The organism is Pseudomonas sp. Pme6b (genome assembly GCF_058129925.1).
On the sequence record NZ_CM176704.1, the window covers coordinates 5,344,910 to 5,357,477 of the forward strand.

At 60.6% G+C, this 12,568-nt stretch carries 14 protein-coding genes and 2 pseudogenes; all 16 read right to left on the reverse strand.

Annotated features, from left to right (window positions below):
• Positions 1-5: 5 nt before the first annotated feature.
• The 16 genes and pseudogenes from AC4ANE_RS24355 to AC4ANE_RS24430 all read right to left on the reverse strand — a co-directional run bounded on the left by AC4ANE_RS24355 (position 6) and on the right by AC4ANE_RS24430 (position 12,500).
• Positions 6-1,466: a hypothetical protein gene (locus AC4ANE_RS24355; protein ID WP_044423920.1), complete on the reverse strand. Its 1,461-nt coding sequence runs from the start codon at positions 1,464-1,466 to the stop codon at positions 6-8.
• Between the two features lie 10 nt (positions 1,467-1,476).
• Positions 1,477-2,076, reverse strand: a complete 600-nt coding sequence (locus tag AC4ANE_RS24360; RefSeq protein ID WP_044423919.1) for a YmfQ family protein — start codon at positions 2,074-2,076, stop codon at positions 1,477-1,479.
• Positions 2,064-3,117: pseudogene (locus AC4ANE_RS24365) on the reverse strand (baseplate J/gp47 family protein). The gene AC4ANE_RS24360 and the pseudogene AC4ANE_RS24365 overlap by 13 nt, the downstream one beginning before the upstream one ends.
• The gene (locus tag AC4ANE_RS24370; RefSeq protein WP_002551924.1) at positions 3,107-3,505 is read right to left on the reverse strand and encodes a phage GP46 family protein; all 399 of its coding nucleotides are present in this window, start codon (positions 3,503-3,505) and stop codon (positions 3,107-3,109) included. The pseudogene AC4ANE_RS24365 and the gene AC4ANE_RS24370 overlap by 11 nt, the downstream one beginning before the upstream one ends.
• Complete coding sequence (locus tag AC4ANE_RS24375; protein ID WP_002551923.1) at positions 3,502-4,014, reverse strand: phage baseplate assembly protein V; 513 nt, start codon at positions 4,012-4,014, stop codon at positions 3,502-3,504. The genes AC4ANE_RS24370 and AC4ANE_RS24375 overlap by 4 nt, the downstream gene beginning before the upstream one ends.
• A complete protein-coding gene (locus AC4ANE_RS24380) occupies positions 4,011-5,138 on the reverse strand; it encodes a phage baseplate assembly protein (protein WP_002551922.1) in 1,128 nt (375 codons plus the stop codon). The genes AC4ANE_RS24375 and AC4ANE_RS24380 overlap by 4 nt, the downstream gene beginning before the upstream one ends.
• A gap of 3 nt (positions 5,139-5,141) precedes the next feature.
• Complete coding sequence (locus tag AC4ANE_RS24385; RefSeq protein ID WP_002551921.1) at positions 5,142-6,482, reverse strand: DNA circularization protein; 1,341 nt, start codon at positions 6,480-6,482, stop codon at positions 5,142-5,144.
• Positions 6,479-8,623, reverse strand: coding sequence for a phage tail tape measure protein (locus AC4ANE_RS24390; RefSeq protein ID WP_002551920.1), 2,145 nt, complete (start codon positions 8,621-8,623; stop codon positions 6,479-6,481). Before AC4ANE_RS24390 ends, AC4ANE_RS24385 begins: the two co-directional genes overlap by 4 nt.
• Positions 8,623-8,808 carry a hypothetical protein gene (locus tag AC4ANE_RS24395; RefSeq protein WP_103356788.1) on the reverse strand — a complete coding sequence of 62 codons (186 nt, stop codon included), beginning with the start codon at positions 8,806-8,808 and terminating at the stop codon, positions 8,623-8,625. Before AC4ANE_RS24395 ends, AC4ANE_RS24390 begins: the two co-directional genes overlap by 1 nt.
• Positions 8,754-9,050 (reverse strand): phage tail assembly protein, encoded by a 297-nt coding sequence (locus AC4ANE_RS24400; protein ID WP_002551918.1) that lies wholly within the window; start codon positions 9,048-9,050, stop codon positions 8,754-8,756. Before AC4ANE_RS24400 ends, AC4ANE_RS24395 begins: the two co-directional genes overlap by 55 nt.
• Positions 9,047-9,394 carry a phage tail tube protein gene (locus tag AC4ANE_RS24405; RefSeq protein WP_002551917.1) on the reverse strand — a complete coding sequence of 116 codons (348 nt, stop codon included), beginning with the start codon at positions 9,392-9,394 and terminating at the stop codon, positions 9,047-9,049. The genes AC4ANE_RS24400 and AC4ANE_RS24405 overlap by 4 nt, the downstream gene beginning before the upstream one ends.
• A 60-nt stretch (positions 9,395-9,454) precedes the next feature.
• Positions 9,455-10,951, reverse strand: coding sequence for a phage tail sheath subtilisin-like domain-containing protein (locus AC4ANE_RS24410; protein ID WP_005733282.1), 1,497 nt, complete (start codon positions 10,949-10,951; stop codon positions 9,455-9,457).
• Between the two features lie 18 nt (positions 10,952-10,969).
• Positions 10,970-11,158, reverse strand: a complete 189-nt coding sequence (locus AC4ANE_RS24415) for a DUF2635 domain-containing protein (protein WP_002551914.1) — start codon at positions 11,156-11,158, stop codon at positions 10,970-10,972.
• Positions 11,155-11,745 (reverse strand): phage tail terminator protein, encoded by a 591-nt coding sequence (locus tag AC4ANE_RS24420; RefSeq protein ID WP_002551913.1) that lies wholly within the window; start codon positions 11,743-11,745, stop codon positions 11,155-11,157. The genes AC4ANE_RS24415 and AC4ANE_RS24420 overlap by 4 nt, the downstream gene beginning before the upstream one ends.
• A 46-nt stretch (positions 11,746-11,791) precedes the next feature.
• Positions 11,792-12,130, reverse strand: a complete 339-nt coding sequence (locus AC4ANE_RS24425; protein WP_002551912.1) for a hypothetical protein — start codon at positions 12,128-12,130, stop codon at positions 11,792-11,794.
• Positions 12,111-12,500 (reverse strand): annotated as a pseudogene (locus tag AC4ANE_RS24430) (chemotaxis protein). The gene AC4ANE_RS24425 and the pseudogene AC4ANE_RS24430 overlap by 20 nt, the downstream one beginning before the upstream one ends.
• Positions 12,501-12,568 lie beyond the last annotated feature (68 nt).

The following is a 12,568-nucleotide window of genomic DNA, read 5'->3' on the forward strand; positions in this document are numbered from 1 at the left end:
CGTCCTCAGATCAGTTTGATACGGCCGGGATAGGCCATGTTGCGGCTACGGAAACGAATCCAGTTATTCATCGGTTGCTGGTCTCTCATTACAGTCGCCACAACGCCGTTGTCTGTTGTTTCTGCCAGGTAGGCCGAACCGCCAGCCGGGACCAGTGCGCCTGGCGGCAACAAGCCACCCGGGCCTGTAGAGTTCAAGCGCCCATCTGCCTGCGCATGACCGCTGCCCAGCAGGTAGGTGCCAGTCTCTACATCTGACCCGCTCCACTCCTGAGCCACCGTCCTGAGCCAAGTGCCGTCCTGCCAAGAACCGGCGACACGCGACGTATCGACGCCCCGAGACTCATCCAGTACCCGCAGGAACTCGCCTCGGCCTTCAGGCCCTCGGAAGGTCAGAGCGCCGTCGCCACTGGTCCACCCACCTTCCTTGCCGGTACGAGCTGCTTCGGTGTAAAGCATCCCCGACTTTTGCGCATGATCCCAAAGCCACGGCCAGTCGGCACGATTGAGAAGCCCACCGTTCAACGCTCCATATCCTCCTGGGCTGAACAATGTCGTTGTCTCGAAAACAGGCCGTCCCAAAGGAGTGCTGTCATATCGCCCTATTGGCCACCAACTTCCAGCACCATCGCTGCGCAGGTGCCACCAGTCGCCAGCCCCCATAAGAACCAGAAAGGAATAACCCGCAGCATTTAAATGGGTATGGAACCTGATCTTTTCCCCGGCACTTGCATTAACGGTCAGCCGGTTGCCACTGCTGTCTATCCTGCGAACAATGACGTCTTTGACGCCTAGTGCCGCGTTTGAGGAGGGCAGTGTGAACGCACGATTGCCGCCAGTAGCATCCAGTAGCAGCAACTCCATCTGGTCTCTTGTAAAAACTGTATCGGTATTGAAAGAGAACACTTTTTGAGAGTCGACCTCCTTTACCTCCGTAATTTTGCCGCGCTTGGTGATGTAGATCGCATCAGGGTTAAAAACAAGCTCTACCCACTCCGCCGCATTGAGCTTCAACGTATTGCTGCCAGCACCGAATAGAGAGATGACCTCAGCACCATTGGCCTTGATCGTTGCCGCTGCTGGCGATGCGTTATGAAAGGTTATCGACTTACCCACCACTACGTTCGCCTTGGAGGGCAACGTCAGCGTGATACCACCGGCATTGATTCTGTGCCAATGCCCCGCCGCTCCGGGTAGAAGAGTTTCGGAATCCGTGTAGCCAAATCCTGCACCTTTATAAGCCTGCCTGACCTGCGAACCAATCTGCGTAATTGCGGTTGCGAGCTGGTCTGTTCTGGTTTCATCAGGCTGCTCACCACCGGCCGCCATCGCATTCAAAATTTCCTGCGTGATCGAGTTACCCCACTGCGCGGGAATAAGCGAGCCGGGCATGCCGGTAACCGGGTTTTCATCTACAAACTTGCCGCTTGCCAAGCCTACGCCCGGCACACTCTTGGGATAATCCACATTGTGTTCCTCAGTTGAAGTTTACGAATTCGACGCTGTGCGCCGGTGCTGCTCGACGGATCAAACATTCGATGGCGAGCCCGGGATTCACCCCGAACCGCTCGCCCCAGTAGCTGGCCCCGAAGCGTCGGCCCAGGCGCTGGCGCCCGCCGGTGTTCAGGGTCCACATGAATTGCGCGCTCCAGGTGCCGAAGTGCGCCTGGCCAAAACGCGAACGCCCCATACGGGGCGTTCGGTGTTCGGTCACGGTGGCGTTGGGGTAGCCTTGGCTGACGGCAATGTCGATGTAGAACGCTGCGTTCTGCCCTCCTGTTGCTACCAGCCGCTGGCGCACTGACAAGCGTCGGTCTGCGAACAAGGGTTTGAGCCCCAGACATGGGTCCGGCAGGTTCATGACCCGCTCCCAGTCCGGTACCAATTCACTGACGGTTGCAGGGTCCATCTCGTTGAGCAGGTCGAACGCGCGGCCATCGATGCGTGCGAACTCGCGGGACAGGCCGGCAATCACCTGCTGCAATTCCGGCACCCGCTCCGGATCCCACGCGGGACCGGGTGGCAACAGCGCCTGCAGTTGTCCGGCGTAATGTTCGGCAGTTCTTATGACGACCATTGAATACCCCCGAATGTGAGCAACTGGTTGGCCGCAGCAGTAACGTTGGCCACGGGTGAAACCAGCACATGATCGGTTTCGCCTGTCGCGCGGCTGATGGCCTCGGCGATGTGCGTGAGCAACAGGGTTTCGCCCAGTCCGCCCTCACGGTTGTGCAGGTCCAGCAGTTGCGCTTCGACCGCCGCCCGCACGGCGGAGGTATCCGGTGTGAGCCGGATGGTGTAAACCACCGGCTTCTGCACCGGCGCCAACACATATACATCGGCAGTAACCGGACGCAGCGGCTCTATGTAAGCAGCCACCGCAGCCAGTTGCTCGGCGTCAGGAATCGGGTCAGCCTCATCATCACGCATGAAGAACACCGCCACCGTGCCCGGCCCCATGAAGCGACGCACACACCAGGCGCGCGTTACGCCCGGCACTTCCAGCGCCCAGGTCACGTAGTCGTCCTGATTGCCGCCATGCGGAATGACCCGATAGGAACGCACCACACGAGCACGCAACGACTCGATACTTTCCTGCGCGATACCGCCGGAAAGTCCGTCGGCAATGACGGTGAAGGTGCTGTCGATGCCTGCTGTCGATGCCTTCGACCGGTTGCACAGCGGTCATCGCCAGACCGGCATCCGCATTACCGAGCACGCCTGCATCCACTGCTTCGACCGTGGTTGTGTTGTTGCCTGCAACCGTGGTGACGCCTTTTGTCACTCGATAGAAGCGCCCGTCACTAAATTGCAGAACCGTGTCGACATCCAGCACCGCACCGGCAGCAGCGGTAAAGCGCACGGAGCCAGTGGCGGCCTGGGCAACCTTGCGTGGCTGCCTCAGACGCAGGATGGCTTGCCGCTCAAGGGTCTCCTCGTCGGCGGTGTCCGGCAGAATCTGGTCGGCGATCCAGTCCTGATAGCCGTACAGCCCGTAGGCCGCGCCGCTGTGCGCACGGGACAATACCCGAGCATCGGACTGACGCAGCGCTTCGTCGGCGAGGTCGACCTGAGTTCGGTTGATCAGCGCCGGTAACGTAGGTGTTTCAAACGGCATAAATCACCTGCCACTGTTCAGAAGGGTTGAAACGCACGAGCTGACCGTCCGAGACGACCAGCTCGACGCCCAGGTTCAGGCGGTTGCTCTGAACCTGTTCGGTAAGGATGTTGATGTGCTTGACCTGGCCATCTTCGATCAGCCAGTCGAGCGCTTCGCGGGCATAGAACTCGGCATCGCGCTGGGTCTGGGCAGTCAGCCTGACCCGGCGCAGCAGCCACAGCCTGGAACCGATGCGGTCATTGGCCTGTGCCGGGTAGGTGTCGCCCCACCAGCCAAAACGTTCGGCATCGTCGAACGGATCGTCCGCTTCGGCGCGACGCCAGGTGAACAGGCTGATGACCACCGAGCGCAGCAAGGACGCTTGCAGAGAGCCTTCGATAATCATCCGGCACCTCCAACGGGCGGCCCGCTCTGGCCATTACCGCCCTGCACGTTGCCGTGCAGATGGCTGATCTGACTGATGCCAGCGGCAAGCTGGTCGCCTTTGGAAACAATCTTTCCGGTCTGGGTGATCTGCGGTGTGTCGAAGTTCACCGCTACCGCGGCCTTGATGTTCAAGGTGTCGGTTTCAATGTCGATGACCTTGCCGCGCTTGAGGTGAATCTTGTCGCCCTCGTCGGTGTAGATCGCTACTTCGCCCGACTCCAGGCCCTTGAGGCGATAGCGCCGGTCGGCCACTACCAGCAGCAGACCGTGCGACCGGTCGCCACCAATGAAGGCGGCGATGCCCTCGGCGCCGGCCAGCGGGTTGCTGGTGAAGCCATAGGGTTCGAAGTGCTCCATGTCGTCCTTGACCTCTCCGGCGGTGAGGCGCATTTGCAGCGCCTGCATTTTGCTGCTGGCCCTGGCGAGCACCACCGTGCCGCGCACCAGCATGCGATTGAGTAAGCTCATGAGGTTGTTTCCTCGTCGATGGGCAACAGCCAGGAGTAAGCGTCCTGATTGACCTGCACCTTGCTGCGCTTGTTGGGGTCACCTGGCTCGGCCTGGAAACCTTCAGGCGGACCGACCACCAGTGTGGTGATCGTGCCTTGGTCGCTCAGCGAGTAGGTCACGGCTGAAATCAGCATGTTGCGGCTCGTGAAACCGATGACCGGATCAATCACCCGGACCATGGTGTTGTGCCGCCAGAGCGCCCCGTTGGACTGCCGCCAGCCCTGGACCTTGTAGGTGGTGAGCAGTGCCTTGCCGGCCCGCTGACCACGCTCCCAATTGGCGCGACTCAAGGCGAGCTTCGGTGTGATCGGCGCATCCTCATGAACGACCAGTACGCGAAGACGCTTTTTACGCGCAGGGTCGTCATGCCGGTCATCCGTGACTTCTGCCGAGACCTCCGACGACTCCTTGCCGAACGTCTGGTCATTACCGGTCTGTTGACCAATGACCCGGTATTCGGAAAAAAGCCCGGAAAAGTCCCGCGCGATGACGGCGCTCAACACATTCTTGCCGAGTTCGAGCGCGTCTGCGCTCTGCCCGCGACTACCCGGCCTGGCCAGCACCACATTGCCGTATTCGTCATCGGTGGAAAAAATCCGGAACAGGGTCAGCAGCCGGTCAATGGACTTGAACACGGTTTCGGCAGGCTCGATGGTGTGATCGGCCATCTTCGAGGTCTCCGGTATTTCGCTGATCACCGACAAACCATAAGGAGCAGCCAGCGCTTCAACGATCTTCAACACCCCCACCTCCTTCCACTGGCTCGGCCTGTTGATGGCGGAGCAGTCGATGAGGTCGGCGGTTTTCGAGCGTCCGGAAATCTTTAGCGTGATTTGCTTGCCGTCATAGCTGATCGGCGCGGCAAACACCCAGCCGGTCAGAATCAACTCGCCGCCGATACGTACTTCGCACGCTGCGCCGGGCGTGATCGGATGCGAGATTTCAGTGCCCGGCCACTGCCAGGTAATGCTCACGTCAAAGCTGCGCGCCTGACGCTCGATCCCGGCAGAGATTTCCACCGACTTCCAGCCGGCATAGTCGTGCTCGTCAACCGTCAGGGTGACAACGTTAGGGTCGATCATGGGTCACTCCTGTGCGATCTTCAGCGTGCCTGGCGGTACGAAACCCGGGTGGGCCAGCCGATTGCGCTGCACCATTTCCTGCGCCCGGCTGGCGTCACCGAATCGGCGATAGGCCAGCACCAGCGCGGGCAAAGGCTCAGAGACCTTCATGTCCACCAGACGTACACCGGAGGCCGCCACCGCGTTGAGGTGCCTGATCAACGCCTGACGCAACGTGTTGAGCGCCAGGTAATGTTCGGGATCGGCTTTCAACGACGCTTCCCAGATGGCCGAACTCAGCGTGTCGCGCAGTTCGATGACGTCATCGGCAACCGGCACATCCACGCGTTGCAGCGCTTGCGTCACCTGCTGATCAAGCGAGGGCACCACGTTGAGCGGCGTGACCGTCGTCGCAATCGGCATGCTCGCGACGATTCTCGCCACCTTGACCAACAGCGCATCCTGAACCAGGTTGGCAGTGGCCTGAGCCGTCACACTGGTATCACGACCGCTGCCCTGGCTGACCAGATTGATACCGGACACCGCCTCTGCCTGTTGTGTGGCCTCGGAAATCACAGACCGGTAATCGACCGTTTCAACAGAAGACGCCCCACCGTTGCCGCTCGCGGAATCGCTTGCTGAACTGCCGGTGACCGAGCTGCCGGAGCTGCTGGTGCCGCTCGCTCTTCTGGCTCGTTGGCTGTCCCCGTCGAAACTGGCAAAGAACGTGGTAAACAGCGTGCTGACCGTCAACGGCGCATTGACCAGCGAATGCACCAGCGCGGTGACATCCGAATAGATCGCCATAAACGGTACGAACTGCCGCTGAATGGTCGCGAACACACCCGACAGGGCGCTGCGCAGCGCCTGAATGTTGATACGTACCGCGTCCACTGTGGCCATCACCGAGCGATAGCGCCTGAGCGCCGAATCCAGCAGGCTCTCGGACGCGCCCAGCAACTGCCGTCGCGTATTGAGCGTCGACACGGGAAACTTGAGCGGGTTGGCCGGATAGAATTTCAGGTCCAGTCGGACGAGTCCGCCTTCGTTCAGGTTGTGTGTGACGCCGCACTCGCCAACCTGAACCTGCACGCGACCCAGCCAGGGATGTACCAGCTCGCCGGCACCTTCCTGCTCCAGTGCCTGCAGCAGTCTGTCTCGCTGTTCGAAACAGTCGGGACCGACAATGAACCCCGTCAGCGTATGAACTTTCGACTGTTTGCCCAGCGACTCGAAATAAGGCTCGTCGCGCTGTGGAAACTCATGCAACTGCCCCTTGCGGCCTGCCGGGACGACGGCTTTTTCAATGAAAAAACCGACGCCCCGAAAAGACGCTGGCAGCAGGCTGTCACGCCATGTACTCATGATCCGGCTCCTGCGCCGAGGGTTCGATAACCGACGTTTGGCGATATCGTCAAACCCGGCTGGTTGGTTTGCACTTGCCCGGCACGCATGCCCGGCGGCGCGTTTTCAAAGCGAATGTTGAGCTCGCCTTCAAGTCGCGGACCGGCCCCGCCTGCGCCCTGCTGCAACAACAGGCTGCCGGGCGCCAGCGGGGTGGGTACGCCGAGCAATTGGCTGGTCGACGGCACGCCAGTGGCCTGATTGAGCAACTGCTGACTCATGCGAACGTTGTCGACGGCACCGGCCGCCAGAAATGCACCGGTCCCGCCGCCCGGCCCTGCGTTGCGTATCCGCTGTTCTTCCGCGAACTGATTGGCCTTCTCGGTTGCCCGCTGCAGGACGGTCTTATCAGTGTCGCCACCAAACCAGCTCATGATCGGTTCGATGAATGGCTTGATGTCCGCCCACAGACCTGCGAACCAGGTTTTGATCGGCTGCCAATTCTCGATGACCATGCCCAGCGGCGAAAAACTGAACAGCGTTGCCAGCACATCGGTAAACGGCTGCGCCTCGGCCTTGATGGTTTCCCATAGCCCGGCGAAGTACTCGGAGATTGGCTGCCAGTTGGCCACGACCATGCCCAACGGCGTCCAGGCGAACAGCGTCTGCAGGAAGTCGAAAAACGGGGTTGCCAGCGCCTTGATAACGTCCCAAAGCGCAGCAAAGAACTCGGACAGCGGTTGCCAGTTGGCGACGATCATACCGAGCGGCGTCCAGGCGAATACCGCCTTTAGTACGTCCCAAAGCGCCATGGCCGGCCCACGAATCGCTTCCCAGACAGCTTGAAAATAAGGCGCGACGGTCGACCAGTTGGCAATCAGAAGACCTGCCGCCAGCGCCAGGCCACGCACGATCAGGGCCAGCGGTGACAGGCCCATCACTGCGCTAAGTACGCTCATGGCGGTCGTCGCGGTCATGACCGCAACTTGCAATACACCGAACGCAATCGCAGCGGCCACCACACCCTTGATCACGCCAGGGTGTTCGGCCGCCAGCGCGGCGACCTGAGAAATCATCGGCCCGATCACGGCCATTGCTTCGTTCATCGCCGGCAGAAACATACTGCCGATGTTGATGCCCAGACGATCGACACGGTTGGTCATCTCTTTGATGGCAGTGGCCGTGGTCTGCGAGTTGTCGGCGAATTCCTTCTCGATAGTTCCGCTGTTCTGCACGCCCTCGCCGACCTTGGCCAGGTTGGACCTGAGCACATCCAGATTGGCCAGCAGTGGCGTGATAGCACCCAGCGATTCCGCGCCGAACAATTGCGTGATGACATCCGACTGCTTGCCAGGGTCAACACTGGAAACCGCCGTCAGAACCTTTTCAATGGTCCCGGACGGGTCACTCTGCATGCCTTGGGTCAGCTGGTTGACGTCGAGCTGCAACGCCTCGAACGCCCCGGCTTTCGCCGCGCCCCCTTCGGTCAACGACTGCATGAAACGCTTCATGCCGCTGGCGGCCACATCGGCCGGCACATCGACGCTGGCCAGGGTTGCGCCCATGGCCGCCAGTTGCCCGGAGGCCATCCCCGCAACCGGCCCGAGCGGGCCCATTGCAGTGACCATGGTGGCGATTTTCTTTTCCAGGTTGTTGCCGCCGAGCACGTTGATCTTCTCGGACAACGCCGCGACCTGCGGCTGAGTCATCTGAAACGATGACCGCCACGAAGCCATCATGTCGCCCGACTCGGCCGCCGTCTGATCGAATGCGACACCCATTTTCACGGCATCGCTGGCAAACCCGGTCAGTTCTTCACGCGGTACATTGGCCTTGGCACCGGCAGCAACAATCGCCGCGATGCCATTGGCGCTTTCCGGCAGCCGTTCACTGAGGTCCAGAATATCGGACCCCATCTGCTGGAACTGCTGCGGTGTTTCAAAGCTTACCGAGCGTTTCACGCCGGCCATGCTGGTCTCGAAACCGATCGCTGCCTTCACCCCGGCAATCAAAGGCCCCGCCAAAGCGTTGTCCGTGACTGCCTTGCCAAGGTCTATGGCCCCCAGACTGGTCTCGAGGCCTTTGACATTGTTGCGGATAGTTGCCAGCGTTGGAGACAGCTGGTCGACGCCGGTAATCAGCGTTCTGATAGTGTCTGCCATCACTCCCCCTGCAGGATCTGGTTGATGCGTTGCGCCTGCAAGATCGATTCGGTGATGACGTCCAGCTCCCTGGACATCATCAGTTCGGGATCGGTCTTCCAGAAGTACGCGAGGTCGTAAACGACGGCGATCAGTCCTTCAAGGTTGCTGATGCCGCTGCCATGAAAAAACTCGCGACCTTCCAACTCAACGTGTTGATGTCGCACAGATCCATCTGATTGACCGACGAGGGCGGGATGCCGGCGCAGACGGCGATGTATTTCGCCGCCACGTCCAGATCCAGGGAAACTTCCTCGTTCTTGTCGATCCTGTACGGCAGAGCCTTGATGGCCCGCGCTTCCTGCGCCGTAGGGCGCCGGAAGGTCAGTTGCGAAAGGGTTTCGCCGTGCGCTTCGATCGGGCTCGCCAGGTCGATGACTTCACTCATTGCCAGCTCCCCTGATTGCCGTCGAATTGCAGTTCGATGGTGCCGTCGTCAGCCTTGCTGCTCGGCTCATCGACCAGGTAGGCGCCGGACAGGACGTAGGTCTTGCCGTTCTTGAATTCACAGGTGATGGTCATGTCCACACCGGTAGTGAGCAGCTTGAGCGGCAGATCCGCGGTATGCACGGCGGTGAGTTTCAACCAGGCGGCCTTTTCGGTTTCCTTGTAGTAACCAGGCACGACGGTCTCGCGCTTGATGTTCATCAGAGGCGCTTCGCCGCCGCCGCTGATAGTCAATTGGGTGCCATCCACTTTGATGTAGCAGGTACCCGCAACTTTCTGACCCATGTTGTTTATCTCCAGAATGAAAAAACCCGCACGAGGCGGGCTTGAAAGGGTTGGTTAGGCTTATGCCGCTTCGTCGTACTGCAAGCGGAACTGGTTGAGCAGCGCGAACACGCGCAGGCCGTTGATGTAGTCAGGCGGGAACATCACGTTCACGCGGCTTGGGTCATTGCTATCACGCTCGACAATCAGGTGCTGGGCGAACGTTTCGGCGTTCTCCACATGACCCTCTTCTTCAAGACGTGCGTATTGCGCAATCAACTCGCCACGGATGGTGCTCGGCGTGATGATCGGCTGGCCGGCACCGAAGCGCGTGCCATCGTTGGCCAGCTTATGGCGACCGTACTTGCTGGTGATGATGCCTTGCAGACGACGGATGATGAACGCCGACTGGTGCATGGTTTCACTGTCCAGGTACGAGTTGTCAGCCTGGCCGTAAGCGTTCTTCTGGTAGGTGGTGATCGAACGCTGAATGCGTACGTAACCGCCTTCGTAGTACGCCGTGGCGATGCCGTAACGCAGCAGCGACTCACGCTCGGTCAGGGTGAAACGCTGACTGGCCGGAGCCGGATCGATACCAGGCATGGTGCCGCTCTGGGTCGGACGGCTGGCGTCGGCAGAAATGAACACCGCCGTGCGCGCAGCCAGGGCAGCGGCCTGCAGCCAGACCGGTTGCGGCACACCGTTTTCGACACCCTGCAGGGTGATGTGCTGATCGTTGCGCAGTTGACCTGCGGCCACCAGCGTACCGACCGTGCCGCGCTTGGCGCTGTAAACGTGGCCGTACAACTGACGCGCCCAGCTCCAGCGACCGGTGCTATCATCCATTGCCGCTTTCCAGGCATCCAGCGTGGCGGTGTCGGTCCAGGGCATGCAGATGAACTCGAACGGTTCATCGCCCAGCGCAGCCAGTGCCTTGAGCTGATCAGGCGTACCTACGCCACCAGTCATGGCGGTGACTGCCGCCGTCAGGCCGGCAGGAATGACTTCGCCATTGGTCTTGCCCTGGCGATTGAATTCCAGCTGGATGTCATTGCCGCTTGCCCCGCTCCATTTGCAGGAAAGGGTCAGCACACCCGCTTCGACAGCCGCGGTGATCGGCAGATCAGGTGTGGCGTTGATTTTCACCGACAGTGCCGTGGCCGCCTGGGCAGCGGTTGCGCCGTTAACGACAGTGGCCTGCACTCGCATGCCGCCGACATACAGATTCAGCAAACCGGCTTCGGTCGCCGCCCCGCTGAGGGTGACTTTCGCGCCGGCCTTGGCGCCTTCGGTATTGAGCAGCGGCAGGCACCAGACTTCGCCGGTGGGGTCCGCCTTGCGCCAGGTTTCATACATCGAGGCCAGCATGGAGCCCTGACCGCCGATGTTTTTCGCCAGCGCCACGCTTGGCACCAGCACCAGAGAACCCAGTTCGGGGCCGGACACATCGTCGTTGACCTGCGCAACGATCAGTCGACGCATGCTGGCCGACGCGCTGTTGGCGGCCGAATTGTCCATCTCCGCATAAAACAGCGGCACGCGAACATCGGATGGAATGTTGTTAAAGCTGATAGCCATTGTTTGGCTTCCTCTTGGTTAAGCCGTGAAGGCTTGATGGGTGGTGGTGGATTGCTCGGTTTGAAGGGTGATATCGCCGTCGTTCTGACGACGCTGCCACCAGGCGTTGAAGGTCACCTGCCGACCTTCGACGGGCAGCAAATCGCCCGCCTCCGGATCCGGCACAGTGCGGCCCTCGGCCGGTACTACAGTGATGCGTTGAGTCATGGGGTTACCTCTATTGTGAATTTCGCTTCGATACGGCCATCAGGGCCGGGGGATTTCAGGTTCGGATCTGCGGGGTCAACGCAGTCCATCTCGAGGGTGGCGCCGGTAAATCCGGGCAAACCGTCCAGATACGCTTCATGCCAGGTCTCGGCAGGCTGATCGGAGGTGTTGCGGCCCAGTTGAAACTGCGCTGCAAACCCGAAGCGATACGTCACCCGGTCGCCGCTGATCTGCACCAGCGCGCCACCGGTGTACTGCATCGCGTCGTAATCTTGATCCGGGTTCCAGCCCACCAGCGCTCGCCACAACTCAGCGCGCAGGGTGTGCAGTTGCTCACTGGCTTCCTGCCCGCGCTTATCACCGCCATCGAGCACCACCACGACATCGATCGTGTCGGTGATGTTCTGGCGAATGACGTTCTGCAAATCGTTGGCGGTGGACTGATCGCCAGTGGCAATCACGTACGCCGACGGGTGGGCGAGCTGATCACCGAGGGCGACCGCCGCCCAGTCGATACCGGCACTGATTCGCCCGGCAAAGCTCGGGCAGGTCGCCTGCAAGTGGGCAACTATCGGGGTTATCTTCATGAGGGGTTCCGCGTGTGTTGAAGATTGATTGCGGCGTGGGAAACGCCTACTGGTTCGCCTTGCCCAACGCCTCATCAGCCTTGTCTGCAGCACGGCTGGCCGTGTGAGCGGTCTGATTGGCAATTGATGCAGCACTTTCGACCTTGTCTGCCGCCTGGGTGGTGGTTTCGGCCAGCCTGTCCAGGCACCGGTCGCGCTTGCCCAGCGCTGCGTCGTAGGCATTGCGAACCTCGGCCAGCTGCTGCGTATGCTCGGCATTCGCCGACCACTGCCCGGCCTGAAAACCGAGCATCAGGCAGCCAGCGATCAGCAGCACGGAAATCAGCCAGACCTCCAGACGCCGCCACCAATGGCGAGCGATGAAATCAATTGCGCATCTGTGCATCGTTTGCACCTCCGAGTTGGGATCGCAGCCGGGCTATTTCGGCGCTTTGCGTGGTGACCTTGTCGGTGAGTTGAACGATGTGGCTGGTCAGGGCTTCGATCTTGCCCTCCATCCGCCCAACCGCTGCGGCGAGCTCGTTGCGCTCCTTGGCGAACTAATCAGCCCGCGCTTCGGCTTCCTTGCGCGCCTGGCGCTCGGAGTCGAGCAGCTCATTGAGGCGGCGCACCGTACCGATGTCCGCGTTGTCCATCGCCCGGTCTGTTGCATCTCTGGAAAGAAACTTGCGCAGCCAAAGAAAGCCGCCAAGCAGAATTGTGCCCGTGCCGCCCAGCCAGGTAGCTGTGCCTGGGCCTAGGTCGGTTGGGTCCATTGGTGCTCCGTAATAGGGTGGTGGACTCTCAAGGCCCTCGAAAATCGAAAGCCTGAATAAACTGGAAA

Coding starts and splice junctions, on each gene's coding strand:
- AC4ANE_RS24360 (WP_044423919.1), bottom strand. CDS start 2,076: ATGGTCGTCATAAGAACTGCCGAACATTACGCCGGACAACTGCAGGCG.
- AC4ANE_RS24370 (WP_002551924.1), bottom strand. CDS start 3,505: ATGATTATCGAAGGCTCTCTGCAAGCGTCCTTGCTGCGCTCGGTGGTC.
- AC4ANE_RS24375 (WP_002551923.1), bottom strand. CDS start 4,014: ATGAGCTTACTCAATCGCATGCTGGTGCGCGGCACGGTGGTGCTCGCC.
- AC4ANE_RS24380 (WP_002551922.1), bottom strand. CDS start 5,138: ATGATCGACCCTAACGTTGTCACCCTGACGGTTGACGAGCACGACTAT.
- AC4ANE_RS24385 (WP_002551921.1), bottom strand. CDS start 6,482: ATGAGTACATGGCGTGACAGCCTGCTGCCAGCGTCTTTTCGGGGCGTC.
- AC4ANE_RS24390 (WP_002551920.1), bottom strand. CDS start 8,623: ATGGCAGACACTATCAGAACGCTGATTACCGGCGTCGACCAGCTGTCT.
- AC4ANE_RS24400 (WP_002551918.1), bottom strand. CDS start 9,050: ATGAGTGAAGTCATCGACCTGGCGAGCCCGATCGAAGCGCACGGCGAA.
- AC4ANE_RS24405 (WP_002551917.1), bottom strand. CDS start 9,394: ATGGGTCAGAAAGTTGCGGGTACCTGCTACATCAAAGTGGATGGCACC.
- AC4ANE_RS24410 (WP_005733282.1), bottom strand. CDS start 10,951: ATGGCTATCAGCTTTAACAACATTCCATCCGATGTTCGCGTGCCGCTG.
- AC4ANE_RS24415 (WP_002551914.1), bottom strand. CDS start 11,158: ATGACTCAACGCATCACTGTAGTACCGGCCGAGGGCCGCACTGTGCCG.
- AC4ANE_RS24420 (WP_002551913.1), bottom strand. CDS start 11,745: ATGAAGATAACCCCGATAGTTGCCCACTTGCAGGCGACCTGCCCGAGC.
- AC4ANE_RS24425 (WP_002551912.1), bottom strand. CDS start 12,130: ATGCACAGATGCGCAATTGATTTCATCGCTCGCCATTGGTGGCGGCGT.